The sequence below is a fragment of the Altererythrobacter xiamenensis genome (genome assembly GCF_900177715.1).
Lineage (GTDB): Bacteria > Pseudomonadota > Alphaproteobacteria > Sphingomonadales > Sphingomonadaceae > Erythrobacter > Erythrobacter xiamenensis.
On the sequence record NZ_FXWG01000003.1, the window covers coordinates 718,398 to 743,236 of the forward strand.

23 protein-coding genes are annotated in these 24,839 nt (G+C 62.5%); 7 read left to right on the top strand and 16 right to left on the bottom strand.

The genetic code is table 11. The annotated features are described in order from the left end of the window. Nucleotides 1-5: 5 nt before the first annotated feature. Together CCE89_RS14075 and CCE89_RS14080 are read right to left on the bottom strand one after the other, a co-directional pair. On the bottom strand, nucleotides 6-1,202 hold the full coding sequence (locus CCE89_RS14075; protein ID WP_327078650.1) for a PAS domain-containing protein: 1,197 nt from the start codon (nucleotides 1,200-1,202) through the stop codon (nucleotides 6-8). Nucleotides 1,203-1,273: 71 nt separating this feature from the next. Then, the gene (locus CCE89_RS14080; protein WP_234990096.1) at nucleotides 1,274-2,029 is read right to left on the bottom strand and encodes an SDR family NAD(P)-dependent oxidoreductase; all 756 of its coding nucleotides are present in this window, start codon (nucleotides 2,027-2,029) and stop codon (nucleotides 1,274-1,276) included. Nucleotides 2,030-2,230: 201 nt separating this feature from the next. On the opposite strand from CCE89_RS14080, the gene CCE89_RS14085 reads away from it, so the two are divergent. The 3 genes from CCE89_RS14085 to zapE are packed head-to-tail and all read left to right on the top strand — an operon-like array spanning nucleotide 2,231 to nucleotide 4,597. Beyond that, nucleotides 2,231-3,013: a succinate dehydrogenase iron-sulfur subunit gene (locus CCE89_RS14085; RefSeq protein ID WP_086438671.1), complete on the top strand. Its 783-nt coding sequence runs from the start codon at nucleotides 2,231-2,233 to the stop codon at nucleotides 3,011-3,013. Nucleotides 3,014-3,020: 7 nt separating this feature from the next. Beyond that, nucleotides 3,021-3,488 (top strand): PaaI family thioesterase, encoded by a 468-nt coding sequence (locus CCE89_RS14090; protein WP_086438672.1) that lies wholly within the window; start codon nucleotides 3,021-3,023, stop codon nucleotides 3,486-3,488. Continuing rightward, the gene (gene zapE / locus CCE89_RS14095) at nucleotides 3,485-4,597 is read left to right on the top strand and encodes a cell division protein ZapE (protein WP_086438673.1); all 1,113 of its coding nucleotides are present in this window, start codon (nucleotides 3,485-3,487) and stop codon (nucleotides 4,595-4,597) included. The genes CCE89_RS14090 and zapE overlap by 4 nt, the downstream gene beginning before the upstream one ends. Nucleotides 4,598-4,612: 15 nt before the next feature. Here zapE and CCE89_RS14100 read toward each other — a convergent pair whose 3' ends face one another. The 13 genes from CCE89_RS14100 to CCE89_RS14160 form a co-directional block, all read right to left on the bottom strand. Further along, nucleotides 4,613-5,536, bottom strand: a complete 924-nt coding sequence (locus CCE89_RS14100) for a crotonase/enoyl-CoA hydratase family protein (protein ID WP_086438674.1) — start codon at nucleotides 5,534-5,536, stop codon at nucleotides 4,613-4,615. Between the two features lie 197 nt (nucleotides 5,537-5,733). Next, complete coding sequence (locus CCE89_RS14105) at nucleotides 5,734-7,632, bottom strand: XrtA/PEP-CTERM system amidotransferase (protein WP_086438675.1); 1,899 nt, start codon at nucleotides 7,630-7,632, stop codon at nucleotides 5,734-5,736. A gap of 9 nt (nucleotides 7,633-7,641) precedes the next feature. Then, a complete protein-coding gene (gene xrtA, locus CCE89_RS14110) occupies nucleotides 7,642-8,670 on the bottom strand; it encodes an exosortase A (RefSeq protein WP_086438676.1) in 1,029 nt (342 codons plus the stop codon). Then, nucleotides 8,660-9,883 (bottom strand): TIGR03087 family PEP-CTERM/XrtA system glycosyltransferase, encoded by a 1,224-nt coding sequence (locus tag CCE89_RS14115; protein ID WP_086438677.1) that lies wholly within the window; start codon nucleotides 9,881-9,883, stop codon nucleotides 8,660-8,662. The genes xrtA and CCE89_RS14115 overlap by 11 nt, the downstream gene beginning before the upstream one ends. Further along, complete coding sequence (locus tag CCE89_RS14120) at nucleotides 9,883-10,944, bottom strand: FemAB family XrtA/PEP-CTERM system-associated protein (protein ID WP_086438678.1); 1,062 nt, start codon at nucleotides 10,942-10,944, stop codon at nucleotides 9,883-9,885. The genes CCE89_RS14115 and CCE89_RS14120 overlap by 1 nt, the downstream gene beginning before the upstream one ends. Next, complete coding sequence (locus CCE89_RS14125; RefSeq protein WP_086438679.1) at nucleotides 10,941-11,867, bottom strand: XrtA system polysaccharide deacetylase; 927 nt, start codon at nucleotides 11,865-11,867, stop codon at nucleotides 10,941-10,943. Before CCE89_RS14125 ends, CCE89_RS14120 begins: the two co-directional genes overlap by 4 nt. Next, the gene (locus tag CCE89_RS14130; protein WP_086438680.1) at nucleotides 11,867-13,006 is read right to left on the bottom strand and encodes an XrtA/PEP-CTERM system-associated ATPase; all 1,140 of its coding nucleotides are present in this window, start codon (nucleotides 13,004-13,006) and stop codon (nucleotides 11,867-11,869) included. The genes CCE89_RS14125 and CCE89_RS14130 overlap by 1 nt, the downstream gene beginning before the upstream one ends. Before the next feature lie 12 nt (nucleotides 13,007-13,018). After that, the gene (locus CCE89_RS14135) at nucleotides 13,019-14,659 is read right to left on the bottom strand and encodes a preprotein translocase subunit YajC (RefSeq protein ID WP_086438681.1); all 1,641 of its coding nucleotides are present in this window, start codon (nucleotides 14,657-14,659) and stop codon (nucleotides 13,019-13,021) included. A gap of 3 nt (nucleotides 14,660-14,662) precedes the next feature. Further along, the gene (locus CCE89_RS14140) at nucleotides 14,663-15,655 is read right to left on the bottom strand and encodes a P-loop NTPase (RefSeq protein ID WP_086438682.1); all 993 of its coding nucleotides are present in this window, start codon (nucleotides 15,653-15,655) and stop codon (nucleotides 14,663-14,665) included. Between the two features lie 11 nt (nucleotides 15,656-15,666). Further along, complete coding sequence (locus tag CCE89_RS14145; protein WP_086438683.1) at nucleotides 15,667-17,190, bottom strand: XrtA system polysaccharide chain length determinant; 1,524 nt, start codon at nucleotides 17,188-17,190, stop codon at nucleotides 15,667-15,669. A gap of 16 nt (nucleotides 17,191-17,206) precedes the next feature. Beyond that, nucleotides 17,207-17,851: an XrtA/PEP-CTERM system exopolysaccharide export protein gene (locus CCE89_RS14150; RefSeq protein WP_086438684.1), complete on the bottom strand. Its 645-nt coding sequence runs from the start codon at nucleotides 17,849-17,851 to the stop codon at nucleotides 17,207-17,209. Nucleotides 17,852-18,023: 172 nt separating this feature from the next. Then, nucleotides 18,024-19,250 carry a pyridoxal-dependent decarboxylase, exosortase A system-associated gene (locus CCE89_RS14155; protein WP_086438685.1) on the bottom strand — a complete coding sequence of 409 codons (1,227 nt, stop codon included), beginning with the start codon at nucleotides 19,248-19,250 and terminating at the stop codon, nucleotides 18,024-18,026. Next, on the bottom strand, nucleotides 19,247-20,773 hold the full coding sequence (locus CCE89_RS14160; RefSeq protein WP_086438686.1) for an acyl-CoA ligase (AMP-forming), exosortase A system-associated: 1,527 nt from the start codon (nucleotides 20,771-20,773) through the stop codon (nucleotides 19,247-19,249). Before CCE89_RS14160 ends, CCE89_RS14155 begins: the two co-directional genes overlap by 4 nt. A 32-nt stretch (nucleotides 20,774-20,805) precedes the next feature. Between CCE89_RS14160 and CCE89_RS14165 the strand changes: the two genes are divergently transcribed. Genes CCE89_RS14165 through CCE89_RS14180 form a run of 4 tightly spaced genes read left to right on the top strand, consistent with a single transcriptional unit; the run spans nucleotide 20,806 to nucleotide 23,638 of the window. After that, a complete protein-coding gene (locus CCE89_RS14165; RefSeq protein WP_086438687.1) occupies nucleotides 20,806-21,783 on the top strand; it encodes a GNAT family N-acetyltransferase in 978 nt (325 codons plus the stop codon). 36 nt (nucleotides 21,784-21,819) lie between these two features. Then, nucleotides 21,820-22,158 carry an acyl carrier protein gene (locus tag CCE89_RS14170; protein WP_143256052.1) on the top strand — a complete coding sequence of 113 codons (339 nt, stop codon included), beginning with the start codon at nucleotides 21,820-21,822 and terminating at the stop codon, nucleotides 22,156-22,158. Nucleotides 22,159-22,163: 5 nt separating this feature from the next. Further along, complete coding sequence (locus CCE89_RS14175) at nucleotides 22,164-22,859, top strand: hypothetical protein (protein WP_086438688.1); 696 nt, start codon at nucleotides 22,164-22,166, stop codon at nucleotides 22,857-22,859. Next, nucleotides 22,856-23,638 carry a hydrolase 1, exosortase A system-associated gene (locus tag CCE89_RS14180; RefSeq protein WP_086438689.1) on the top strand — a complete coding sequence of 261 codons (783 nt, stop codon included), beginning with the start codon at nucleotides 22,856-22,858 and terminating at the stop codon, nucleotides 23,636-23,638. The genes CCE89_RS14175 and CCE89_RS14180 overlap by 4 nt, the downstream gene beginning before the upstream one ends. Here the strand turns inward: CCE89_RS14180 and CCE89_RS14185 are convergent. Then, a complete protein-coding gene (locus CCE89_RS14185) occupies nucleotides 23,635-24,831 on the bottom strand; it encodes a class I SAM-dependent RNA methyltransferase (protein WP_086438690.1) in 1,197 nt (398 codons plus the stop codon). The genes CCE89_RS14180 and CCE89_RS14185 overlap by 4 nt on opposite strands. Nucleotides 24,832-24,839: the final 8 nt, after the last annotated feature.

Here is a 24,839-nt window from a genome sequence, read left to right on the forward strand (position 1 = left end):
GTGGCCTATCTACTGCCGATCGGCACGGTAATTACCGCGCGCAATCCGGCCGGATTCCATTCTCGCTCCAAGGTGCCTCGCGAATGGGACAAGAGGGTATCGGCAATGTCGAAACCTGTACCACCGGGATCCGGCTCGCCCTTGATCGGCGGTCCGCCATTCTCAACCCATTCGATCTCCAGTGAATTGCGATCGAATTTGTCTTTGCGGTGGACCCAGGAAACTTCGACCACCCCGTTTTCATTGGACAGCGCGCCGTATTTGGTAGCGTTGGCCGCAAGCTCGTGCAGGGCCAATCCGATCGCCGAGATAGCGTTTGGCTCTGTACGTACGCCATTGCCGTTGAACTTTATGCGATCGCCTTCCGGATCGTAGGGTGCGAGCACAGCGCGAATCGCCTGGCCGACCTGGATCGTCCCGAGCACGGCATCATCAAGCGTCGGCTCGTAAGAACGCCCCAGCGCCTGGACCCGGTCGTTGATCTTGTTGGCAACGTTTTTCGCATCCATCGAGCGGCCGGTGATGTTCACGATGCCGCCGATAACGGCGAAGACGTTTTTCATGCGGTGCGAAATTTCACGTGCCAGCGCCTTCGCATGGCGTTCCTCTGCACGGGATTGGTGAATGTCGGTGACGTCCCATTGGCTACCGAAGAAGTAAGTGAGGTTGCCTTCTGCATCATAAATCGGGCCGAGGTGAAGCGTGTTCCAGAAGCTGGAACCGTCTTTCCGATAATTCAGAATTTCGACCACGACGACGTCTTCCTCCTGGATCGCCTCGCGGATCTTGGTGACTTGTCGTTGGTCGGTATCCGGACCCTGCAGGAAGCGGCAGTTTCGACCGATGATTTCTTCGCGGCGATACCCGGTGAGTTGCTCGAACGCCTCGTTGCAGAAGATGATGGGGTCGTCAGGCAGCCGTGGATCCGTCAGACAGACCGCCATGCGCGTCTGCGCCATGGCCTGCTCGAAAAGCAGACCACTCGCGCCTTCGAAGCCCATTCTCGTGCCCTGATTGGGGTGTATGGGACGATGGGCCTGGCCCGATCCTCTCAGACCACCCCTGCTGTCGTCGCTGCTACTCATCGAACTCTGTTTCCTGACCGACCCTTTTTTTGGACCTTCACAAAACGCCCAATTCGCAATCTGGGTCCCGGGATTTCCAAAAATCACTCCTTCAGGGCGTCCGCGAAAAAAGGTCACTTGGGCGAGCCAAGCGACCTTAGATTATTTTCGATTACGGCCACATCGGGACAATAAAAATGTGCGAACGCTCAGGCGGGAATTTCCTCGCCTTTCCAATCGAAGCACTTGCCGCTGTCTGTCGGGGTCAAGGCTGAAATAACATCGAGCAAATGGTTGGCAGACCGTTCGGGCGTGAAGAGCTGGCTTTCGGGGACGTTGCCCTGAAATGGCTCCGAGAGCCGCGTGTCTACGGTCCCCGGATGGAGACCCACCACTGTGGCTTGCTCATGGGTACGGCCCAACTCGATCGCATAGTTGCGGATGAGCATATTCAGCGCCGCCTTCGAGGCGCGATAGCTATGCCAACCGCCAAGACGGTTGTCGGAGATCGAACCGACGCGGGCGGAGAGAGCTGCAAAAACACTGCGTCGGTTGCGCGGGAAAAGCGGTAGCATGTGCTTTGCGACCAGCGCAGGTCCGACCGTGTTGAGCATGAGCGTGCGAGCCATGACCTCAGGCTCGATCTGCTTGAAGCTCTTTTCCGGCCCGCTGCCGTCGTCCAGCGTCAGAACGCCAGTCGCCACGATCACCAGAGCTGGAGGGTTCTCACCCATGCCCTCTACGGCATCGGCGATGCTGGCGGGATCATCATAATCGAAGCGGAAAGGAATGATCCCATCGCTTTCCAGCGCAGCCCCGCTACGCGATCCGGCATGGATTTTCGACACGCCGCCGGCGGCCAGCCCTTCGACCAGTGCTTTGCCAATGCCGCCGCTTGCCCCGAAGACCGCCGCGCAGCTGAAATCCTGTCCTATATCGCCCATCACCGGTAGAGCGCCGGACATGGCCAACAGGTTCCCGCTCGCTCTTTCCTTGCCGCGCTTCGCATATGCTCCTCATTTCTTTTGCCAGAACTGCGTTCCATGTGTTCCATCCAGTAGGACTTGTGTTGCACAATTGGCCACAAACACACGCTTTCCCGCCCTTGTGCCATGCGGCGAAATCGTTAGATAGGCACCAGCAATTTACCCGGGAAACCAAGCGATATGGCCACTTTCACCCTCCCCAAGAACTCGAAGATCACGGGCAAGACCCGCGAGCATAGGGCGGAAGGCGCTGGCCGCATAAAGAAGTTCAAGATCTATCGCTTTGATCCCGACAGCGGAGAGAATCCGCGGTACGACACGTTCGAGCTCGACCTCGATAATTGCGGGCCGATGGTTCTCGACGCACTGTTCAAGATCAAGAACGAAGTCGATCCGACGCTGACCTTCCGTCGTTCTTGCCGCGAGGGGATCTGCGGATCCTGCGCGATGAACATGAACGGCAAGAACGGTCTCGCCTGCACCACGGCGATCGAAGATCTAAAGGGCGAGATTCGCATCACGCCGCTTCCGCATATGGACGTGATCAAGGATCTCGTGCCCGACTTCACGCATTTCTACGCGCAATACGCCTCGATCCGTCCCTGGCTGCAGACCGTCAGCCCGACGCCGAGCGGCAAGGAACGGCTGCAGTCGCCCGAACAGCGCGAGAAGCTCGACGGGCTGTATGAGTGCATCCTGTGCGCCTGCTGCTCGACCAGTTGCCCGAGCTATTGGTGGAATAGCGACAAGTTTCTTGGCCCGGCGATCCTGCTTCAGGCCTATCGCTGGCTGGCCGACAGCCGCGACGAAATGACCGGCGAACGGCTCGACCAGCTGGAAGACCCCTTCCGCCTCTATCGTTGCCACACGATCATGAACTGCGCGAATGTCTGCCCGAAGGGTCTCTCGCCCGCCAAGGCGATCGCCGAGACGAAGAAGATGATGGCCGAGCGTCAGATCTGATCCCTTGATGGCGCTGAAAGACGACGTATTCGAGCACGGGCCCGATCCGGACAACCCCGGCTGGAATCACTGGAACCTGAAGGACGACACGCTGTTTAATGGCGCGGTGATGGGTAAGCTCATCACCCGGCGTGAAGGTGACAAGTGTCGCTTGCGGATGTTCCCGGAACGCAAGCATGAGAACCTTCAGGGCATCATTCATGGCGCGATCTCGCTCGCGTTGATCGACATATCGCTCTTCACGACCATGCATGTGGTCGGGAGCGGTAATGCCGGACCTTCTGTCACGCTGGAGCTTTCGACGCAGTTCATCGGCGGGGGTGACCCGAAGAAGCCGCTCGATGCGGTGACCGAGATCACGCGCGAGACCGGCAAGCTCGTGTTCGTGCGCGGCGAAGTGGTGCAGGAAGACGAAACGATCTGCGCCTACAGCGGCATCATCCGCAAGTTTCCGCCGCGCCCGCTCAACGCATGAGCGGAGTGCTGGCCCGCTACGAGCGGCTGGTCGAAGCCGGTGAGCTACGGCCCGATCCCGACCAGCGCAAAGCGGCCGAACGTCTCAACCAGCTGCAGAAAGAACTGGAAGCCGAAACATCGGGAGGGCTTCTCTCGCAGCTCTTCGCGCGCAAGCAATCGAACCCGCGCGGGGTCTACATGTGGGGCGGCGTCGGTCGCGGCAAATCGATGCTAATGGACCTGTTCGTCGAGACCTTGGGGATCGACGAGAAGCGGCGCGTCCATTTTCACGAATTCATGCTCGAGGTGGACCAGCGCATGCGCGCCTGGCGCGAAGCCGATCCGGGCGATCCCATCGCCAAGACGGCGCGCGACATTGCAGAGGGCGTCCGCTGCCTCGCCTTTGACGAGATGGTTGTCACCAATACGGCCGACGCAGCGATCATGGCGCGGCTTTTCACCGCACTCATGGTCGATCATTCGGTGACCGTGGTCACCACCAGCAACCGGCCACCGAAGGACCTCTACAAGGACGGTCTCAATCGCTCGCTATTCCTGCCATTCATCGATCTGGTCGAAGCCGAACTCGACGTCCTCGCGCTCGATGGGCCGGTTGACTACAGGCTCGACCGGTTGGGTGATATCGAAAGCTGGCACACCCCGCTCGGTGATGCGGCAACCCGGCAGGTGCGCGAAGCGTTCTTCCGTCTGACCGACTACAAGCCCGAGGACGCCGACCATGTGCCGAGCGGGGAATTGGAGCTAGGCGGGGGACGAACGCTCTTCGTGCCCAAGAGCCTCAAAGGCGTGGCAGTCTTCAGCTTCAAGCGCCTCTGCGGTCAGAACCGGGGATCGTCCGACTACCTCGCGATCGCCCGCAGCTATCACACCGTGATCCTCGTAGGCATCCCGCAGATGGGCCCCGACATGCGCAATGAAGCAATCCGCTTTACCAAGCTGATCGATGCGCTCTACGAGATGAAGGTCAAGCTTTTCGCGACCGCCGATGCCGAGCCCGAAGAGCTGTATCAGGCGGGCGACGGAAGTTTCGAGTTCGAACGCACCGCAAGCCGCCTCAGGGAAATGCAGAGCGACGAGTACATGGCGCGCGGCCACGGCGCGGGTTAACTGGCCGCAAGCGCTTCAGGCAGCAGCCATTCTCTCGGCCAGGCGCGCCTGGGCGGAAACAAGACGGTTCATCACCTTGAGATCCTGCTCACGCAGTTGCAGCGCGGTATCGGCCCACAGTTCCGTGATGCGATTGAGTTCTTCCAGTTCCAGCCCCCAGACATGCTTCATCGCCTTGCGCGAGCCGACCAGGCCGGCATGGCGGCGCTCGGATTTCTTGATGAAGTCGCGGCAGGCATTCACACCGTCGCCAGGTTCGGCGAGATGGTGAACGATGCCGAGGTCGTACATTTGTTCGGCGGTGAAGGTCTCGTTCGACACGATCAGACGATCAGCCATCGCGCTGCCGATCTTCCGCGAAAGCAGAGCATGTGCCCCCATCCCCGGGAAAAGACCGAACATCACTTCAGGCAATCCGAAAGTCGCAGTGCGTTCGGCGACGATGTAATCGAACGAAAGCAGCGCTTCGAAGCCGCCACCGAGCGCCGCGCCCTGCACCAGACCGATGGTCAGCATCGGAATGCCGAGCGTGTTGATGTTGCGATGGAGAATAGCGCAGCACCGATGGCCGTACTCGACCAGCGAATCGCGATCGCCCTTGCGAATGAGGGACTGGAACAAGTCCAGATCGCCGCCGAAACAGAACACATCCTGCGCCCTGCTGCCCAGGACGAGGTACCGCAAGGGCACACCACCCTCTCCGAAGCCTTGCGTTATGATGCTCTGCCAGCTTTCGAAATCGTGCAGCATGGACGGCGTAAAGCTCGGCCGGCCTTCCGGATTCATGAAAGTCCACAAGGTATTCGAAGCGTCCTCGTACAGGACGTCGAGCTCCTTGAGCTGAAATAGTTCTGCCGGAATTGTCGCGTGCAGCGCACTTTCCGCGAAGATTTCTTCCTCGCTCGACAAGGGAATGGCTCTGCTTACCGCACCATCCATTACTAGCGCCCCCAGGTCACTGAACCGGCTAGCTGATTACTAGTCAGGGTCAGAAAATCTCAAAAACCAATTCCCGCTGAACCGAATCTTGGCCTTCAGGCGCTTGCTTTGCAAATATAATTTTACATTTTAACGATAGCCGAGTCCCTGATCGGGACATCGCAGGGCCCTGTTGTGGCTAATCTACCACAGGCCATTCATTCACTGATTGCGAGACCCGACAGGGATTTTTCGAGCATGATCAATTGCCACAAGGTTCTGGAATTGTCCTGCTTTCCGGCAATATGCGCCTCGGCCAGATCGCTTATCCGGCGCGCGTCGAACCAGCCGGTTTGCGCCACCATTTCGCTTTTCGCGATGGCACGGGCACTATTTGCGAGCGGCCCGCGCAACCATTGCGCGATTGGCGTAACAAAGCCCTGTTTCGGTCGATAGAGTATGTCGTCGGGCAGATATCGCTCCATGCTCTTCTTGAGCAGATACTTGCCTGTGCTTCTCCTCACCCGCATCCGGTCGGGCAGGCTCGCCGCGAACTCGATCAAGCGATGGTCGAGCAGCGGTTCGCGTGCTTCGAGGCTGACGGCCATGCTCGTGCGATCGACCTTGGTCAGGATATCTCCGGGCAGCCAGAACATGAGATCGGCATATTGCGCACGGTCCAAGCCGCTGCGAGCTGGCGCTTCGCGCATTAGCCGGGTCAGGGCATCCTCCGCGCGATAGTTCCCGAGCACATGGCGCGCGCGATCACCATACAGGCGCTGACGCTGCGGAGCGGTGAGCACCGAAAGTCCCCGCGCGTACCCCTCCTCGCCGCTTTCCGCGAGTGCGAGCAGGGTTGCCTTGGCTCGCAATGACCGCGGCGCCCAGTCCGCCTTGGGCCAAGCGCGCCCAAGCGTACCGAAGATTGAACTGCGCAATCCGGGGGGCATGAGCGCTCTCGCCCGCTCCTCATGCGCATGGAAGACCTGCCGGCGATACCCGGCAAAGGCCTCGTCCGCCCCGTCGCCCGACAAGGCCACGGTGACGTTTTCGCGCGCAAGCTGGCATACACGCCAAGTCGGCAAGGCAGAGGCATCGGCGAAGGGTTCATCGAACATCGCCGCAATCCGGTCGATCTCGGCGAAGTCATCCTGCCCGACCGTGCGGCTGCGATGCTCCGTCGCATAGCGCTGCGCGATGGTCTCGGCATAGGATGTCTCGTCTACCGAGGCGACGTCGAAACCGATCGAGCATGTCTTTACCGGTGAGTTGCTCGCTTCGCTCATCAGCGCCACGACCGAAGAGGAATCGACCCCGCCCGATAGAAACGCGCCGAGCGGAACATCGGCGACCATCCGGCTTCTCACCGCTTCGCGCAGCAAGTGGACCAGTTCCGCCGACAGGTCAGCTTCGGAACCCTTGCGGCGCTCGGCAAAGCTGACGTCCCACCAACGCCTCGGTTCGCTCACGCGCTTGCCCTGCTCGAGCAGCATGAAATGGCCGGCGGGAAGCTTGTGCACCCCTTCGAGGATGGAGCGCGTATCGGGGACATAGCCCCAGGCGAGGAAGTCATCGACGGCCGCGAGATCGACGCGGCGGCGTAATAGCGGGTGGGCCAGCAACCCCTTTAGCTCGGAGGCGAAGGCGATGCTGCCATCGCTCAGCCGCGTGTAGAACAGCGGCTTCACGCCTAGCCTGTCGCGGGCGAGGAACAGCGTGCGCTTCTCTGTATCCCAGATGGCGAAGGCGAACATTCCGTCGAGCCGCGAAAGGCAATTGACACCCCAGCGCTGCCACGCGGCGAGGATCACCTCGCTGTCGCCATCGGTTTTGAAGCGCGCGCCCTCACGCTCGAGCTCGCGGCGCAGCTCTCGGAAGTTATAGATCTCGCCGTTGAAGCTGAGCACTGCGCGCCCGTCTGCCGAGTGCATCGGCTGGGGCGATCCTGCGAGGTCGATGATCGACAGGCGGCGATGGCCGAGGCCTATACCCGGCGCTGTCCAGACGCCTGAACCATCGGGGCCGCGATGGACCATGGCATCGCACATGCGCTCGACCCGGACGGGATCGACCGGCTTCACCGTCTCAGGATGGAATATTCCCGCAATCCCGCACATTTGGGCGGCCTAGATCAGCGCATCGGTGGCGTAAATCGCGACGAGCGCGAAAATGAGGACAAGTGCGAGAACTGCGGCAAGTGCTGTCGTGGCGCGGATGGGACGTTCCTCGGCTTTGCCCACCAGTACCTGGGCGTCGATCTGGTCGAGTGACCACCCTGCATCCTCCGGCTCACGCTCGATGAAACGCCACGCAGCGCCGAGCAGGATCGCCACGACGATGGCGAAGAAGATCCAGCCATAGAAAATGTGGTCGAAACCCTCTGCAAACTCCACCCCCTGGCTTTGCGCGATGTAGATCGTGCCCCATGCGCGCACGCCATTGGCGAGGATCGGGACGATGACGCAGGCAAGCATGAACAGCGCCCGCTTCATCCAGCTTTCGAAGGCCGTGAAGCAGACGAGCGTCCCCAAAGCGACCATGGCGACAAGGAATTTCACACCCGAACAGGCTTCGGCAACGATAAACAGGCCGACTGGAGTATCGATGAAAATGCCGTCGATGGCAGCAGGGACGCCGCTCCAATGCGTGAGCGTGATGGCGATATCTGCGGTGATCATCTGGAGCGTGGGAACGAGCTCGTCGCCGAAGGGCACGAGGAAGACCATGAAGGTGAGTGGCAAAAACAGCAAAGCGCTGGTGCGCAGACCGAGGACCGCAATCACCGCAGCCTGAAGCGCCGCAACAGCGCCCGCATGGGCAATCAGGTTGATGCCGGTGGCGCGTCCGATCAGCCACAGCGTGAGCGCGCCAAGAACCAGAGCCAGCCCGGGCAACCATGCCTTCGGTTCGATCCGAACCAATTCGTCGCGGCGCAGCGCCACGAGCCATGCGATGATCGGCGGGATCAGCAGTATGTGATTATAGGTATCGATGTTCCACCACTGGTGGAGAATCTCGCCCCATTCGCGCGCGGCAAGACCAATCAGGGCTAGCCACGCGATCGCGAGCGAGCCGAGGGGCACACGCCAACCATCGGGCAAACGCCCGGCCAGTCCGCGCTCGCGCCAGTCGTTCGAGATCACCTCAGGCTGCATCGCGCGCCTCTGCGGATGCCGCGACCATCGCATCGAGCGGGGCCAGCATGGCCGGCCAGCTGTGATGCTCCAGCACGAAGCGCCGGGCGGCTTTGCCCATGGTATGATGCGCCGTCCGGTCGGACCACAGCGCTCCGAACCGCTCCACCATCGCGTCAGCGTCGGCAGGCGCGACCAGCCAGTCCTGACCGTCCTGCGCGGCGATGCCGGTCGCGGCCTGCTCGGTCAGCAGGACCGGCAGTTCCATCGCCATCGCCTCAAGCACCTTGTTCTGCACCCCGCGCGCGATGGTGAGCGGCGTGAGTGCAATATCGGCGGCGGCGAGGAAAGGCCGGACATCGGGCACCTCCCCCCATACCGTCACACCCGGCGCGTTCGCTATCGTCAGCAAGGCAGCGGTCGGATTGCGGCCGACCACATGGTACTCGGCTTGCGGATAGCGTGTGTGCACCGCCGGCATGAAATGCTCGATCGTCCAGAGCGCCGCAGCCTCGTTCGGGCGGTAATCCATCTGCCCGGTGAAGACGAAATGCGGTCCTGGCCGCGAGGCAATCTCGCCATGCGGCTCGACAACCGAAGGATCGAAGAAGCCTGCGTCGATACCATTGCCAATCGCTGCAATGCGCGCACCTGCCGCATTACCGAGACGGGTTTGAAACACCGCCTTCTCATTCTCGCTGATCAGGAGCGTCGTATCGGCGCGGTGCGCGAGGCGTTCCTCTTCCTGCCGCAGCAAGCGCCCTTCACGGCGGTTGAGCCAGACACGCTCGCCAGCCTCGGCATAATCCTCGAACTTGACTGAATCCACGTCGCACAAGTCGACGATCACCTGTCCGGCAAAATCTTGCGGGATGTACTGCCCCATCTGACCCGAAAAGACGAAGATCGTCGTGATGTCGCGTTCGGCAATTGTGCGTGTGACCCATTCGGCGATTGTGCGATGATGAAATGCGGTCAGGCTGACCGGACGCGCCGAAAGCACCGCCTCGACACCCGCCAGGGCTAGCGGCTTCGCCCGCCGGAGGAGGCAATGGCTCGCCGCGACCTGAGCCAGATCGCCCTCGGCCTCGCGGTCTTTCTCGGTTTCCCAGAAACAGCCGACGTGCACCGGCGCGAAGCCGGCAAGGTGCTTGAGCAGATGATGTGCGCGGATCTTGTCGCCGCGGTCGGGCGGGAACGGAATGCGGTGCGCAAGGAAGAGGATATCGCCCATCACGCCAATCCGCGGGCGATATGGGGTCCGATCAGATTGGCGACGCGCAGGGGAAGCTTCTTCCACAGCGCGATCTTGGCAGCATAGGAGGCATCGGTCGGGTCGAGATCGCGCGGCTCGCTTCCGGGCGCACTCCACAGGCCATAGGTCAGTGCTTCGGGTTCAAAGCCCCAGTTCTTCTTGTATTTGAACGGACCGCTGCCGGTTTTCGAACGTCCGAAATCGAAGCGGGTCATGCCCCGCCTGCGTGCATGGAGCATCAGTTCGTAATACATCCGCTCATTGGCCTTGAGCGCGCGCGCGGCAAACACACCGCCGCCCCAGAACGGCATGACGGTTTCGCGATGATAGAAGGACAGCACGCTCGCGATCGGCTCGCCTGCATGGTGGACGGTCAGGATATCGGCATTATCGCCAAACGCGTCGAGCATCGCGTCGAACAGCGAACGGGGAAAAACAGGCGTGCCGAGATTGTGCACGCTGGCCGCATAGATCGCATAATGCGCGGCGCGATGCGGCTCGTCGCTTCCGGTCGTAACCGTCAGATCGGTATCGAGGCTCTTGCGAATGTCGGCGCGCTGTTTGCGCGGCACCCACAGCAGTTGCGCCTCTTCATCATCAGCCAAATCGGCAGCAAAATTGGCATGGCGATCGTCCCAACTATCCCAATCAGCCGGTATCGCCCCGCCCCGCAGTTCGATCGAGGCATGCGACGTGCGCACCGCATATTCCTGAACGGCGCGGCAAAGCGCCTCGCCCGTGTCCGGACCAACGGCCAGCACGCCGCCGCCAACGCCGAACCCGCTCGACACCAGCGCGCGCCCAAACAGCGGCGACTGCACAGATGACAGCGGCAACCACCCCGTCACTGTGCCGAGTTTTTCCGCCACAAGCCCCGTTGCAGCCTGCCCCGTTCCACGCTCCACCGCTTGTAGCCAGAGCGGGCGCTGGAACAGCGATCCGCCGTTATCGCGCACGAAGCCCTCGATCCGCGACGTTTCGTTCGGATCGCTCAGATCGATGGCGCGAATGCGGGTAGAATGGCGGAGCGGCGCATTCACTCGGCAGGCTCCAATTCGTCGGAGACATTGAAGCGCGTAGCGCGAGTGGCTTCCAACGTCGCGATCTCATCCATCCGGCCCCAGGCGAACTCGTTCGTGAGCGCGCGCAGCTTGCCGGCCATCCGGTTCAGATTGGTGTAGTGCCGGAAGCGCGACCGCAGCGGCGCATTCTCGACGCGCGGCTGATCGGGATCGACTTCCCAAGGATGAAAATAGAACACCGCCGGACGCCCTGCGACGCGGTTGACCTGACGGATCGCCCAGCGCGAAAAACCGTAGGGCAGGACGCGGAAGAAGCCCCCTCCCCCGGCTGCAAGGCGGCGATTGCGAAACAGGGCGGTCGTGACCGGAATCTCGATCAGCTTCGCATGCGCGATCGGCTTGAAAGCAAATCGCGGGGCCTCGGGCCAGCCATAATGGTCATGGACCACAGGCGCGACGCTGGAAGAGTAGGCATAGCCATGCTCGGCCAGCACATCGAAGGCCCAGGGGGTGCGCTGGTCGATCGAAAAGCTCGGCGCGCGGTAGCCGGTGACAGCTTGCCCCGTGGTCTCCTGCAGAATGTCGCGGGCGAGCTGGATGTCCTCGGCAAACTGCTTGGGGTCGAAGGTGAACACGCGCGCATGGTCGTAACCATGGCTCGCGACCTCGTGACCAGCTGCGACGATGCGGCGCATCATCGCCGGATGGCGCTTCGCCACCCAACCCAGCGTGAAGAAGGTCGCTTTCACATCGGCCTCGGCAAACAGGTCGATGATTGCATCGACATTGCTCTCGACGCGGGTCGCAATCGAGTCCCAGTCGTCGCGGTCGATGACGTTTTCGAATGCGCCGACCTGGAACCAGTCCTCGACATCGACCGACAGGCCGTTGACGACGGGTCGCGGCGCGTCGGACGCGGGAAAGCCGCTCATGTCGTTCATCAGGCAGCCTCGCGCGTGATTCCGTCCTCGAACCACTCGATCAGCATGGTCAGCACATGACGCAGCGATTGCTCCTGGTCTTCGAAACGCGATGCAAGCTCCGCAATCGCAGCCTTGCTCTCGTCATCGATCGGGGCGGGCTCGGTTGCCTTCGAGCGGGCAAGCTGCGCCACCGTCTGTTCGAGCTGGAGGATTCGATCGTCACGCTGTTTCAGAAGCGCAGCGATCTCGGCGCGGTTGTCAGTCTGGGGCTGAGCACTGGCGGACGCCAGCTGCGCCTTCGCGGGTGCCACGGCGCGGACAGGTGCGTTTTGAGAACCGTGCTGCGTATCGCCCGCCATTTCGGCGATGACAGCTGCAAGCATGTCGGGCGTGAACTCGGTCCGTTCTTCGACGGCGCCGAACAGCAGCATGCGGTTCATCACCTGGTTGACGCGGCGCGGAATGCCGGCACTCGCCTTGTAGAGCGCGGCGAAGAAATCAGCGTCGAGCGCCGGATTGCCCTGCCACCCGACCTGCGTCATGCGGTGTTCGACATAGGCCTGCAGCTCGCCCTGCTTCAGCGCATCGAGATGATGCGAAGCGATGATGCGCTGGCGCAGTTGTTCAAGCTCCGGATGATTGGCTACGAGTGCACGGAACTCCGGCTGACCCAGCAGCAGGCTCTGCAGCAGCGGATGCGAACCAAGCTGGAAGTTCGAGAGCATGCGCAGCTCTTCCAGCGCCTCGATATCGAGGTTCTGGCATTCGTCGACGACCAGCAGGCAGCGGCGGCCTGCGCGCGCCTCATCCTGCAGGAATCGTTCGATTACGCCGAGCGCCGTCGCCTTGTCGTGGCCCTGGACCTGGAGACCGAAGCTCTGCGCGACGACGTGGATCAGTTCCTCGCCGTCGAGCGCGCTGGTCACCACGTGAGCGATGGTCAGCTCCGCCGGATTGATGCGCCCCATCAGGTGCGCGACCAGCGTGGATTTGCCCGCCCCGATTTCGCCCGTGATGACGATGAAGCCCTCACCCTGCGCAAGGCCATAGCCGAGGTAGGACAGCGCCTTCCGGTGGGTTGCGCTTTCGAAGTAGAAATCGGGATCGGGCGTCAGCTGGAACGGGCGTCCGCTCAGGCCATAGAAATGCTCGTACACTGCAAAGCCCCTTTAGAAGTCGTAGCGAAGACCAAGCAGCCCGCTCGCTGCCTTGATGTCTTCGGGCGAAAGATCGGAATCGAGATAATCGAGCGACACTGCGGCGCGCGCCGAGAGGTTCGGTGTCAGCGTGCGGCGATACGAAGCCGACGAACCCATCGCGACGACATCGCCGCCATCGGCAAAGCCGCTCTCGAACCAGTTTACATAGCTGCCGACGGTGAAACCTGCGTTGGCACCGAGCTCGCCCGAAACCGATGTCGTGATGTAATAGCTTTCATCGGTCACGCCGTTTGCCGCAGCGAGGATCGTGCCCGGCGCAGCGATGAACTTGCGGCGGTCATAACCGGCGGCGACAGCGGCGCTGTACCTGCCGACCTGTCGCGAATAACTCGCCTGCACGCCGCGACCACGGAAGGTCGAGCTGCGGATCGAACCGAATACGCCGAGGCAGTTTGCGCCGGTTTCCCCCGCGACACATCCGCTGAAGTCGCCGGTCAGCGCGTTGCGCGTCGCTTCGAACTTCGTCGGCAGAGCGGCCAGCGAGTTGGTCAGCACGCCGCCGAAGCCGGTGACGCCGTCATAGACCGAGAGGTTGAAGGCGCTGCGCGGGCTCGGCGCCCAGGCGAAGCTGCCGTAATATGTGGTCGAGCCATAGCGGCGGCCGACATGCGCCTCGAGCGAAGTGCGGCGGCTCGGGCGCCAGATGACACCGGCATCCCAGATCAGGCCGTCGACGTCGAAGGCAATCCGGCGCGGGGCGGATGTGTCGGTTACGAAACGTCCATCGCTGCCGACAACCGGTGTACCATTGGCATCGCGCAGCACGTCGCGGCTCGATATCTCGACATCCTCGTAACCGACGCCGCCGACCACGGCGAGCGTCGGGGACACCGGCACGGTTACATCGGAGCGCCAGTGGATATCACGCACGCGCTGGTCGAGGTTTGAGATGTCTTCCTGGAAGATCCCCCCGCCTACGGCAATTCCGACAGGCAGCGGTTCACCCGGCTTGGTCGCCAGGTGCACTTCACCGCGATAGGTCACGCTGTCATCGAACACGTCGAGCGGTTCTGCGCCCGCTGTCGTCACGATCGCATCGGGCGATTCGACGCGAGTGTAACCCACGCGGCCCAGCGCGTTGACGTGAACGTCGCCCGCACGGGTGGTCACGTTGGGCCCGGCATAGGCCGAATAGATGCGGCTTTCCTGGTCTTGCACGACGAGCGGATTGGCAGAGGTGCCGCCGCTGCCGTCGACCGTGGTGCGGCTCGCCAGAGCGCCGGCCTCCAGCGTGACCGTATTGGGCACGATCGACATGTAGCCGCGCGCAACGCCGCTGATCGTGTCGGAATCGAGCTGATCGTCGCCGTAGCTGATATTTCGTTCGTAACGCAGCGAGACCGAACCGCCGCTGTTGCGACCGGTGAGGACCGCGTCGACGCCGGCCGCGACCTGGGTGTAGGTGAGCACGTCGTCGCCCGGCGAAAGCTCGGCGAGAACCACCTGCGAGACCTCGATATAGGGCGACAGCTCCACCGCACGGCCCGACTGGCCTCGTTGCGGCGCTCCGGCATTGTCCTGCGCAAGGGCGGGCGAGGCGATCATCGCCAGGGCCGTCATTGCAGCGCCGAATGAGTGAGTGAGACGCATCGGTTAGCTCCCGAAACCCTCGTAGGTGCCGAAACTGCGGCCCGAGGGAGAGAAGTGGGTTGCGTTGAGAAGAAGCTTGATGTCCGGACAGGCCGAGAGCAGCTGGTGCGCGTCTTCGAGCGCGCTTTGCCCGGTGGAATCCGCCCGTGCGACAAGCAGGGCCTGGCCGACATGCTTGGCCAGCTCTGCGGCAGGAGAAGCAGCCAGTGCAGGCGGCGTGTCGAACACGAGGAAACGGTTGGGCGCGCCCTGCGTCAGACGCCTCAGCACTTCGCTGGTGCGCTCGCTCGCGAGATACTCTGCATCGCTCGTCGTGCGAGAGCCCGAGGGCAGGACGAAAAGCCCCTCGATATCGGTCTCGAGGACGAGACTTTCGGGCGCGATCGAGGGATCGGCCAGCGTATCCATAAACCCTGCCTGCGACTCGAATCCGAGCACGCGCGGAACGGACGGCTTGTGGAAATCGGCATCGACCAGAACGACTTCAATGTCGCGCTCTGCCGCCATCGCGATTGCGAGATTGGTCGCGCAATAGGTCTTGCCCTCGCCCGAATGCGGCGAACATACGAGAATGCAGCGCGCAGCATCGGTGCCGGTTTCGCGCGCATCGCCCAGGATCTCGCGCTTCACGATGCGGAATTCCTCAAGCAGCGCGGTAACCGGGCCGTCGGGCACGATCATGCCTCCGGCGCGCAGATGCTCTCGGTCGATCGCGACATGCCCGCCAGAAAGCGCCACGCGCTGCGCTTGCGGTTTTACCGGCGCATCCGGTGTAACCGGTGCTTCTGCGACGCCTGCGAAGGGCGTTTGCCGAGCGACAGGCTGAGGAGCCTGCCTCGGCACCGGGGCTACGTTGTGCGCGGGCGGCAGATTGCGCGGCGGCGCGTTCGGGCGCAGCGAATCGAAGCCGTAAATGCCGTTGGCCCGCTCGTAGAGCGAACCGGCGGCGTCTACGGGCTTGGCACCCTTGGTGGGGATCTTGCTCTGATCGGTCATCGTCTATCCCCTCACGCCACGCTGCCGACCTGGACGAACTCGATCGCGAGCAGGATCACGAAGACCCCGCCCAGCGCCGCAGTTGCGCCCACGAATTGCTTGAACCGCTTGGCCTGGAGCGCTTTCGCGCCCTCCTTCACCGTGTGCGAAATCGATCCCACGACCGGCAGTTTGAGCGTGCGTTCGAGCTTGCTCGCAGTGCTGAAGGTCGAGCGCAGTTGGCCCATGGCGTAGGCGACACCGGCCCCTGCACCGAGGCCCGCCAGCAGCACGCCTAGCAGCAGCAGCGGACGGTTGGGCGCAGCGGGTTTGCGCGGCACCACCGGCGGATCGATCACGTCGAATTTGAGCGAGGACCGCTCGTTTTCGACCTGGCCGCGCAGGCGGATTTCCTCTCGGTCCTGCAGAAGCTCGTCATACTTGGTCTTGAGAACCTCGTAATCGCGGCTGATCCGGTTGGCTTCGGCAGCGACTTCGGGTTCGGTTGCCTGACTGCCGAGCAGTGCGGCAATGTCCGACTGAAGCGCGGCGCGGCGCGCCTGCATGGCTTCGACATTGGCCTGGCGTTCCGCGCGGATCGAAATGAGCGATGTATAGGCCGGATTGGGTGTGCCGGACGCGCTGTTCGGCCCTTCGGCCTGGACCTGGCGGCGCAGCAGCTCGATCTGGCGCGTGGTGGCCACGATATCGGGATGTTCGTCGGTCAGCCCGCGCCCGCGCAACTGGGCAAGCTGCGACTGCGCCTGCATCAGCGCTCCGCGTGCCCCGCCCGCATCGCTAGAGGTCACGATGGTGCGCGGCGTACCGGCGATCTGGCCGTTGATGGCCGCAAGCGCACTCTGCGCAGCGGCGAGGTCACCTTCGACCCCGCGCAACTCGGTGCGGACCTGCTGGATCTTGGTGGCGAGCGTGCTCGAACCGCCGATCAACTCGGGATATTGCGCTTCGAAAGCAAGGCGGCGCTGTTCGGCCGCTTCAAGCTCGCGTTTGCGATCTTCGAGCTGCTGGTCGAGGAATACCATGGTGCCCGCGACTTCGCTGCGGTTGCCGGCGATGTTCTCCTCGCGGAAAATATCGATCAGTTTCTGGACGACGTCGCGTGCGAGCACCGCGTTCTCGGCGTCGGAGAAGTCGCTCTTGCCGACGGTCGCGTTGAGTTCGAAGAGGTTGTCCTCTTCGCTCTTGATCTCGACCTTCTTCGTTAGGTCGGCGATTGCCGCGTCCATCTGGCCGCGATCCTGTATCTCTTCGCCGAGGCGCGTCGAACGGATCACCTTCTCGAGATTGACCGAACTGGCGAGCGTCTGGCGCACGCGCATGATTTCCTGCTTGCCGTCCCCGGCAATGCCGATCTGCTCGGACAGCACATCGTCGAGGTCGACATAGATACGCGCCCGCGACTGGTAGCTGTTCGGGATCATTGCCACTACGAGCCATCCGAGCAGGCACACGCTCCAGGCGACGCCAAGCGCCAGCCAGCGGCGGTGCCACACCGAATAGAGCGCGGCGCGCAATTCTTCGAAGACTTCGCTCATGCCCCCGTCAGCCCCCTCAGAACGTGCTTTCCGGGATGATGATCACATCCCCGGGCTTGAGCATGACGTTGGCCTTGCTGTCGCCGCGCTTAAGCAGGTCGGTCAGGCGCAGGCCGAACTCTTCCTGTTTGCCGCTCTGCTTGTCGAAGCGGATCAGCTTGGCGCGGTTGCCAGCGGCAAACTCGCTGAGGCCGCCCACCGCGATCATCGCATCGAGCACGGTCATGTTCGCGCGGTAGGGCAGCGAGGCCGGCTTCTCGGTCGAACCGACGATCCGAACCTGCTGGCTGAAGGTGCCGGCGAACTCGTTCACGATCACCGAAACGATCGGCTCCTGGATGTATTGCGACAGCTGGAGGCGGATATCCTCCTGCAGCATGGTCGGCGTCTTGCCGACGGCCGGCATATCGCGGACCAGCGGGATGGTGATCCGCCCATCGGGGCGAACCTGGATTTTCTCCGCGCTCAGTTCGGGATTGCGCCACACGTGGATCGTCAGCTCGTCGAGCGGACCGATCACATATTCTTCGCCCGGACCCTCTTGCAGGGCGACGAAAGAAGCGGGCGGAAGCTCCTGACCGCTACCCCCGGCACAGCCGGTGAGAGCGAGCACGGCCAGCGCGCAGCCAGCGTGAAGCGAGCGGAGTTTGAAACCTTGCATCAATGCACATCCTTGCCTTGGCATGCGGGATCGATGCGTCCGGCAGGAGCGACCTGCCTGCTCCGAACCCGCGGAACAGGCACTTTCCCTCGCTTAAAAGGGTGAACATCTCGTTAGTGATGCTAGGTCTTTGTTGTAACATTCCCGTTTCGGGACAGGGTCTTAACGCTTTCTAAACAAGCAACTCGGCAGCCGGACCCTGGCCGAGGAATTGCGCAGGACTTGCTGTCGCGCCATATGCTCCGGCGCAGAACACCGCGACGATATCGCCGACGTCGGCTCGCGGCAGGTGCGCCGCATCGGCAAGCCGGTCGAGCGGGGTGCACAGGCAGCCAATAACGTTTGCTTCCTCCTCCGGTTCGGCGGTGAATTTCGAAGCGATCGCGACAGGATAGTTGCGGCGGACGACCGTGCCGAAATTGCCCGATGCGGCAAGCTGATGGTGGAGCCCGCCGTCGGTCACCAGATAGGTCGTCCCGTGGCTTTCCTTCCGATCGACGATGCGCGTGAGGTAAACTCCGGCTTCGCCTACGAGGTAGCGACCGAGTTCGATACAGAACTCCGCTTCCCCAAGCTCGGCAGGCAAATGCGCGAGTTTCTCCCCCAGTTCTGAGCCGATTGCAGCGATATCTAGCGGCTCATCGCCCGGGAAATAGGGGATGCCGAAACCACCGCCCATGTTCAGCTTCGGCAGGGGATTTCCAACAGCGTGTGCGATTTTTCCGGCCAATTCCAAAGTCTTGGCCTGCGTTTCTACCAGTGCCTCTGCCGAAAGCGCCTGCGATCCGGCGAAGATATGCAGCCCGCGCCATTCGGCACCGTTCACGAGCGCGCGCGCGATCATTTCAGGGACCAAATCGACATCGCTGCCGAAGGGCTTGGCGCCGCCCCCCATCTTCATGCCCGAGCCCTTGATCTCGAAACTTGGGTTTACGCGGAAGGCGATGCGCGGGGTCGTCCCCATGCGCTTTGCCAGGTCCAGCGTGCGGTCGAGTTCGCCCGGGGATTCGCAATTCAGCGTCACGCCCGCCGCAATCGCAGCCTGCAATTCCTCGTCGCGCTTGCCGGGCCCTGCAAAACTGACCTTGGCAGGGTCGATACCAGCCTTGCGTACAATCTCGAGCTCGCCGCCCGAGGCAATGTCGAATCCGTCCACCAACGTCGCCATGTGCTCGAGCACCGGGCCATAGGGATTGGCCTTCACTGCGTAGTTGATGCCGAGCCGTTCGGGCATCGCGGCGCGCAATTCGGCGACACGCTGGCTCAGGCGCTCGCGCGAATAGACAAACAGCGGCGTCGAGCCCGCCTCCTCGACCAGCGCGCTGACCGGCTTGCCGCCCACGGCAAGTTCGCCGCCGATCGCCTCGAAACCTTTAGGTATGGGACCAAGCGGCTTCATTGCGAAAGCTCCTTAAGCAAGGCTGTGCGGTCGATTTTGCCATTGGGGTTGAGCGGCATGGCTTCGCGCCAGTGAATTTCCTGAGGGTTCATGAAGTTAGGCAGCTCTTTTGATAGAAGTTTTGGCAATTGCACTTCTGCATCCTGTGCACCTGGCTCTGCCCGCACCACCAGATGCACCGCATGGCCAACCCGCTCGTCGGGAATGCCGAGCGCGACCGCTTCGGCGACAAATCCGGTGGCCAGCGCCGCTTCTTCGACTTCCTGTGGGCTTATGCGATTGCCCGCGCTCTTGATCATCGCATCTCGCCGCCCGACGAAATACAGCAACCCGTCCGCTTCGCGCTTCACGCGATCCCCGGACCAGACCGCCGTTCCGCCATAGGTGCTTGCCGTCGGCGCGGGCCTGAACCTTTGGGCCGTCGGCTCGGCATCCTGCCAATAGCCATGAGCCACCAGCGGACCGCAATGGACCAGCTCACCCTCCTCACCCGGCGCGGCAACATCGCCAGCGTCATTGATCACGAGAATCTCTGCGAAGGGTATCGCGTTACCCATTGAAGTTGGATGTGAATCCACCAGTTTCGGGTCAAGGAAGGTCGAGCGGAAAGCCTCCGTCAGGCCATACATCGGAAACAGCCGCGCATCGGGAAAGATACCCCGCAAATCGCGCACCAGATCGACGGTCAACGCGCCGCCACTATTGGTCAGCCGCCGCATGGTCTGCGTCGCATCATCGCTCCACTCGAGCTCGGTCAATTGCACCCAGAGAGGCGGCACCGCTGCAAGCGTCGTCACACCATGCTTCGCACAGGCTTTCATCACGTCGCGCGGAAACAGGTAATCGAGCGGAACCACGCTGCCGCCAGCATACCAGGTCGAAAGCAGCTGGTTCTGGCCATAGTCGAACGACAGCGGCAGAACGCCGAGCGTTACGTCATCGCTTTCCATGCCGAGATAATGCGCCACGCTCACCGCACCGAGCCACATGTTCGCATGGCTGAGCATCACGCCCTTGGGCCGCCCCGTGGATCCGCTGGTATAGAGTATCGCAGCGAGATCGTCCGTGTCGGCCTCGCTCGGACCAAGGCTGCCATCATGCGCGGCGACAGCATCGAGCGCCTCCTGCTCCTCGAGCACGCGGCACCCCTCGGGAACATTGCCATCCTCCAGCGTCGCGAGCCGCGCCTTGGTCCCGATCAGCATCACCGCGCCGCTGTCAGCCAGGATATGCGCCACCTGCGCGTGCTTGAGCAGCGGATTGATCGGCACATGGACCAGCCCTGCGCGAGCCGCTGCCAGAGGCATAAGACAAGTCAGCTCGCCCTTGGCAGCCCAGGTCGCGACCCGCGCGCCCCTCTCGGGCACTTCGCTCACCAGCCACGAAGCAAGCCGCGCGACACGATGCCTTAACTCCTCATGGTTAAGGGTCTCGTGTTTGAGAACCAGCGCAGGGTCGTTTTCCCGGCCACGTTCGGCAAGATGGTCGAGCGGCAAGGGAACGGGATCAGGCGCAGATTTCATTGGGTTTCCAGGAGCGGTATCACGTGACGGCGATGAGCTACCATAAGACGGTTAACGTCTTGCAAGGCGTGTGTCAGCCTGCGCCCTCACCTTTTGAACGTTCCGAGTGGTTCGCATTGCTTGCCGACGCGGGGCTCGATCCGCTGGTGGTTCTGGCGAGTGACGACGAGGGCTCCGCCGCGCTCGCCCTCACTGAAACAGGTCACCGGATCGAGCCGCTTCGCCACTGGTACAGCTTTACCTGGCGGCAATTGGCACCGGAAGGCCCCGGCGGGGATGCGATGCTGACGGAGATTGCGCGACAGCTGCGGTCGCGTTCGCACCGCGTAACGCTGTGGCCCGTGCCGGATGAAGATGGCTCGGCGACGAGGCTCGATGCCGCATTCCGCAAGGCCGGATGGTCGGTCACACGCAAGCAGTGCGACTACAACCACGTTCTGCCCGTGAAGGGACGCAGCTTCGCCCAATATTGGGAATCGCGGGCCGGCCGGATGCGCACCACGCTCAAACGTAAGGCCAAGAAGGTAGATGTCGAAATTCTGACGCGATTCGATGCAGATGTCTGGGCAAGCTACGAGGAAATCTACTCGGAGAGCTGGAAGCCTGCGGAAGACCGCCCGGATCTGTTGCGACGCTTCGCCGAAGAAGAAGGCGCTGCCGGTCGCATCCGGCTCGGCATAGCGCGTCACGAGGGCGTCCCCGTCGCCGCGCAGTTCTGGACCGTCGAGAACGGCCAAGCCTATATTCACAAGCTCGCCCATCTCGAAAGTCACAAGCCGCTTTCGGCCGGAACGACGCTGACCGCAGCGCTTTTCGAGCATGTCATCGACGTCGATCGCGTCGACCTGGTCGACTTTGGCACCGGTAACGATCCGTACAAGGCGGACTGGATGGAAGAGGTCCGCCCGCGCTTCGAGATCGACTGCCTCGATCTGCGCCAGACCCGCAGCTGGCCTGAGTTAGCCAAGCGTAAACTGCGCCCGCTTGCACAGCGCTTTCGCCAAGGCTAAGGCGAGCGCCCGTTGACGCAGGGGATTGGCTTCAGAATGACCGGCGATACCGCAAGGAGCACTGACGAGAACGCGGAAGGCGCGAATGCCGCCGATTCCGCTGTTGGACCGAGCCGCGCCCAGATAGATCGCGAGCTCAAGTCCGTCCTGTGCGACGTGCTCGGCCTCGAACCTTCGGTCGTTGCCGAATTCGACAATGAAACCGGCCTGTTCGGACATATTCCTGAACTCGATTCGATGGCCGTCGCGGGGCTTCTCACGGAAATGGAAGATCGGCTCGACATCCTGATCGAAGATGACGACGTCGATGGTGAAATGCTCGAGACTTATGGCGGATTGCTCGCCTTTGCCGAGGCCAAGGTGATCGAGGGCTAGAGCCTTTGCTGGTCACCAGCTGGACCTGCGCGCTGCCCAATGGGCAGACAAGCGAGGAATTGGCGGTCCAGATCGATGAGAGCCGCGATGCGCGAGTGCTCGTACTCCCGGCCCTGTTCGATGAAGCCAACAAACTCAGGCGACAGGCCGTCGAAGTGATGCGTAGGCTCGATCTGGCGGGCATCGACACATTCCTGCCCGGCTTGCCGGGAATGAACGAGAGCCTCGTTCCTCTCGATAGCCTTTCCCTCACCCATTGGACCGCAGCCGCCGATGCCGCTGGCCAGCACTGCAATGCGACCCATGTGCTTACATGGCGTGGCGGTGCCATCCTCGCGCCGGCAAATCTCCCGGGTTGGCAATATGCGCCAGTGGGCGGCGCGAAACTGCTCCGCAGCATGCTCAGGGCGCGCACGATTTCCGCACGCGAGGCTGGCCGCGAGGAGACACTGGCCGAATTGCAGGAACTGGGTCGCACACAGGGCATCGAACTGGCCGGATGGCAGCTTTCGGCGGCGATGTTTTCCGCCCTTGAGACCGCCGAGCCTGTGTCTACGCCCCAGCAATTGACAATTGCTCAGTCGGATTTGGGCGGAACGGGCCTTTGGCTACGCGCAGAACCCGACGAGAACCTTGAACAGGCCGATGCGCTCGCCGAAATCATCGCACGCTCGCTAGGTGTGGGCGAGGCAGACGCATGAGCCGCCTCCATCTCCAGTTCGGCTGTGGCACGCACAAGCTTGCTGGCACGCTCGATACAGCACCCGGCACGAGCGGCTTGCTCATTGTGACGGGCGGGAATGAACTCCGGTCGGGGGCGTTCTCCGGTCAGGCCATGCTCGCGCAGCAGGTCGCAAAGGCGGGATTTCCCGTCTTCCGCTTCGACCGGCGCGGCATAGGCGACAGCGAGGGCGAGAACCGCGGCTTCCGCAAGTCGAAAAAGGATATGCGCGCTGCAATCGAAGCATTCCGCGCGATCGCTCCACAGGTGGATCGGGTCGTCGGCTTCGGCAATTGCGATGCAGCCTCGGCTCTGATGCTTGCCTCAGGGTCCGAATGCGACGCGCTGGTGCTATCGAATCCCTGGACCATCGAGGACGAAGCCGAGGGGAGCGACCTGCCCCCGCCCGATGCGATCCGTTCGCGCTATCTCGACAAGCTGCGTAATCCGGCGGAGCTGAAGCGCCTCGTCACCGGCGGCGTCGACCTCCGCAAGCTGGCGCGCGGACTGGCGTCCTCGGTTGTGTCCAGAACAGCGCCGACCGGTCTCGCCGAAGAAATGCGCGTTGGACTCGAGGCATTCGTCGGCGATACCCGTATTCTTCTCGCGAGTTCAGATCGCACCGCTCAGCTGTTCGACAACGCGTGGGACAAAGCAGACCCGCGTATTGCCCGCTGCGAAGGGGGCAGCCACGCCTATGTCGAGCCGGAAGCGCGCAAATGGCTGCTTGAGCAGATACTGGCTGCGTTGCGCAGCTAGCGCGTGAAATAGCTGGTTAGTTCCACGTGGGTCGACCAGCGGAACTGGCCGACAGGGCGTAATTTCTTGAGCGTGAATCCTGCTTCGACCAGGCGCTTGGCATCGCGTGCCCAGCTTGACGGATTGCAGCTGACATAGACCACCCGCTCCAGCGTGCTTTCCGCTATCCGGTCGATCTGATCCTTGGCCCCGGCACGAGGCGGATCGAGCAACACGGCTCCGAACCGGTTCAGTTCGTCGGGCTGCAACGGATTGCGAAACAGGTCGCGGTGAAGAGCATGGACGGGTTTCCCGCTGCGCCCGGCGGCGCTCTTGCATGCCAGAAAAGCATCGCGCGCCGCCTCCACCGCCAGCAACTTGGCCGGGTCCGCCAGCGAATATGCAAAAGTTCCGAGACCCGAAAAGAGGTCCGCAATCGGCGAGGCCCCTTGCAGCCACTCGCGCGTATCTGCGATCATCACCGCTTCTGCATCTTGCGTCGCTTGCAGGAACGAGCCGGATGGAAAGCCGACCGGCACACCGCCCAGTGTGATGGTGACCGGCTCCGGCTCCCACATCGCCTCCGGCCCGAAGCCCATGTCGAGAGTGAGACGCGCAAATCCGTTGCGCTGTGCCAGTTCGAGCGCCGCCTCCGTCGCCTCCAGCCCCTCGACCGTCAGATTTTTGAGGCCGCAGTCCACACCCTGATCGGTGAGTGTGAGTTCGACATCGACAGCGCCTTTCCCGCCATGCTTGCCGACGAAATCGCGAATAGGCGCAATCGTATCGAACAATTCGGGCGCGATGACATGACATTCTGCCAGATCGACGATGCGGTGCGAACCGCTTTCGCGAAAACCCAGCACCGCGCCGTCGGCGATGCGCATGGCATGAAGCGTTGCACGGCGCCGACTGCGCGGCGGCGAGAGATGCGTCTCCAGCACCTCTTCTGGCGTTATCTCCTGCCCCTCAGCAGCGTTCAACACCCTGTCGGTGACGAACTGCCGAAGGGTCACCTCGTCCGCGTGTTGCAGTTGGCAACCACCACACGTGCCGAAGTGACGGCAGGGCGGCGAAACGTGGTGCGGTCCGAGATCGAGCGAACCGTCAGAGCGCAGGACATCACCCGGGACCGCGCCCGAAACATGCTTTCCGTCCGCCGTGACGCCATCCCCCTTCGCGGCGATGCGGATAATTTCGGAAGTGTCGCTCAAGTGGTGCG

Bases quoted from the DNA above. Each gene is read 5' to 3' on its own strand.
- CCE89_RS14080 (WP_234990096.1), bottom strand. From the start codon at position 2,029: ATGTCCGGCGCTCTACCGGTGATGGGCGATATAGGACAGGATTTCAGC.
- CCE89_RS14085 (WP_086438671.1), top strand. From the start codon at position 2,231: ATGGCCACTTTCACCCTCCCCAAGAACTCGAAGATCACGGGCAAGACC.
- CCE89_RS14090 (WP_086438672.1), top strand. From the start codon at position 3,021: ATGGCGCTGAAAGACGACGTATTCGAGCACGGGCCCGATCCGGACAAC.
- zapE (WP_086438673.1), top strand. From the start codon at position 3,485: ATGAGCGGAGTGCTGGCCCGCTACGAGCGGCTGGTCGAAGCCGGTGAG.
- CCE89_RS14100 (WP_086438674.1), bottom strand. From the start codon at position 5,536: ATGGATGGTGCGGTAAGCAGAGCCATTCCCTTGTCGAGCGAGGAAGAA.
- CCE89_RS14105 (WP_086438675.1), bottom strand. From the start codon at position 7,632: ATGTGCGGGATTGCGGGAATATTCCATCCTGAGACGGTGAAGCCGGTC.
- xrtA (WP_086438676.1), bottom strand. From the start codon at position 8,670: ATGCAGCCTGAGGTGATCTCGAACGACTGGCGCGAGCGCGGACTGGCC.
- CCE89_RS14115 (WP_086438677.1), bottom strand. From the start codon at position 9,883: ATGGGCGATATCCTCTTCCTTGCGCACCGCATTCCGTTCCCGCCCGAC.
- CCE89_RS14125 (WP_086438679.1), bottom strand. From the start codon at position 11,867: ATGAACGACATGAGCGGCTTTCCCGCGTCCGACGCGCCGCGACCCGTC.
- CCE89_RS14135 (WP_086438681.1), bottom strand. From the start codon at position 14,659: ATGCGTCTCACTCACTCATTCGGCGCTGCAATGACGGCCCTGGCGATG.
- CCE89_RS14140 (WP_086438682.1), bottom strand. From the start codon at position 15,655: ATGACCGATCAGAGCAAGATCCCCACCAAGGGTGCCAAGCCCGTAGAC.
- CCE89_RS14145 (WP_086438683.1), bottom strand. From the start codon at position 17,190: ATGAGCGAAGTCTTCGAAGAATTGCGCGCCGCGCTCTATTCGGTGTGG.
- CCE89_RS14150 (WP_086438684.1), bottom strand. From the start codon at position 17,851: ATGCAAGGTTTCAAACTCCGCTCGCTTCACGCTGGCTGCGCGCTGGCC.
- CCE89_RS14155 (WP_086438685.1), bottom strand. From the start codon at position 19,250: ATGAAGCCGCTTGGTCCCATACCTAAAGGTTTCGAGGCGATCGGCGGC.
- CCE89_RS14160 (WP_086438686.1), bottom strand. From the start codon at position 20,773: ATGAAATCTGCGCCTGATCCCGTTCCCTTGCCGCTCGACCATCTTGCC.
- CCE89_RS14165 (WP_086438687.1), top strand. From the start codon at position 20,806: ATGAGCTACCATAAGACGGTTAACGTCTTGCAAGGCGTGTGTCAGCCT.
- CCE89_RS14170 (WP_143256052.1), top strand. From the start codon at position 21,820: ATGACCGGCGATACCGCAAGGAGCACTGACGAGAACGCGGAAGGCGCG.
- CCE89_RS14180 (WP_086438689.1), top strand. From the start codon at position 22,856: ATGAGCCGCCTCCATCTCCAGTTCGGCTGTGGCACGCACAAGCTTGCT.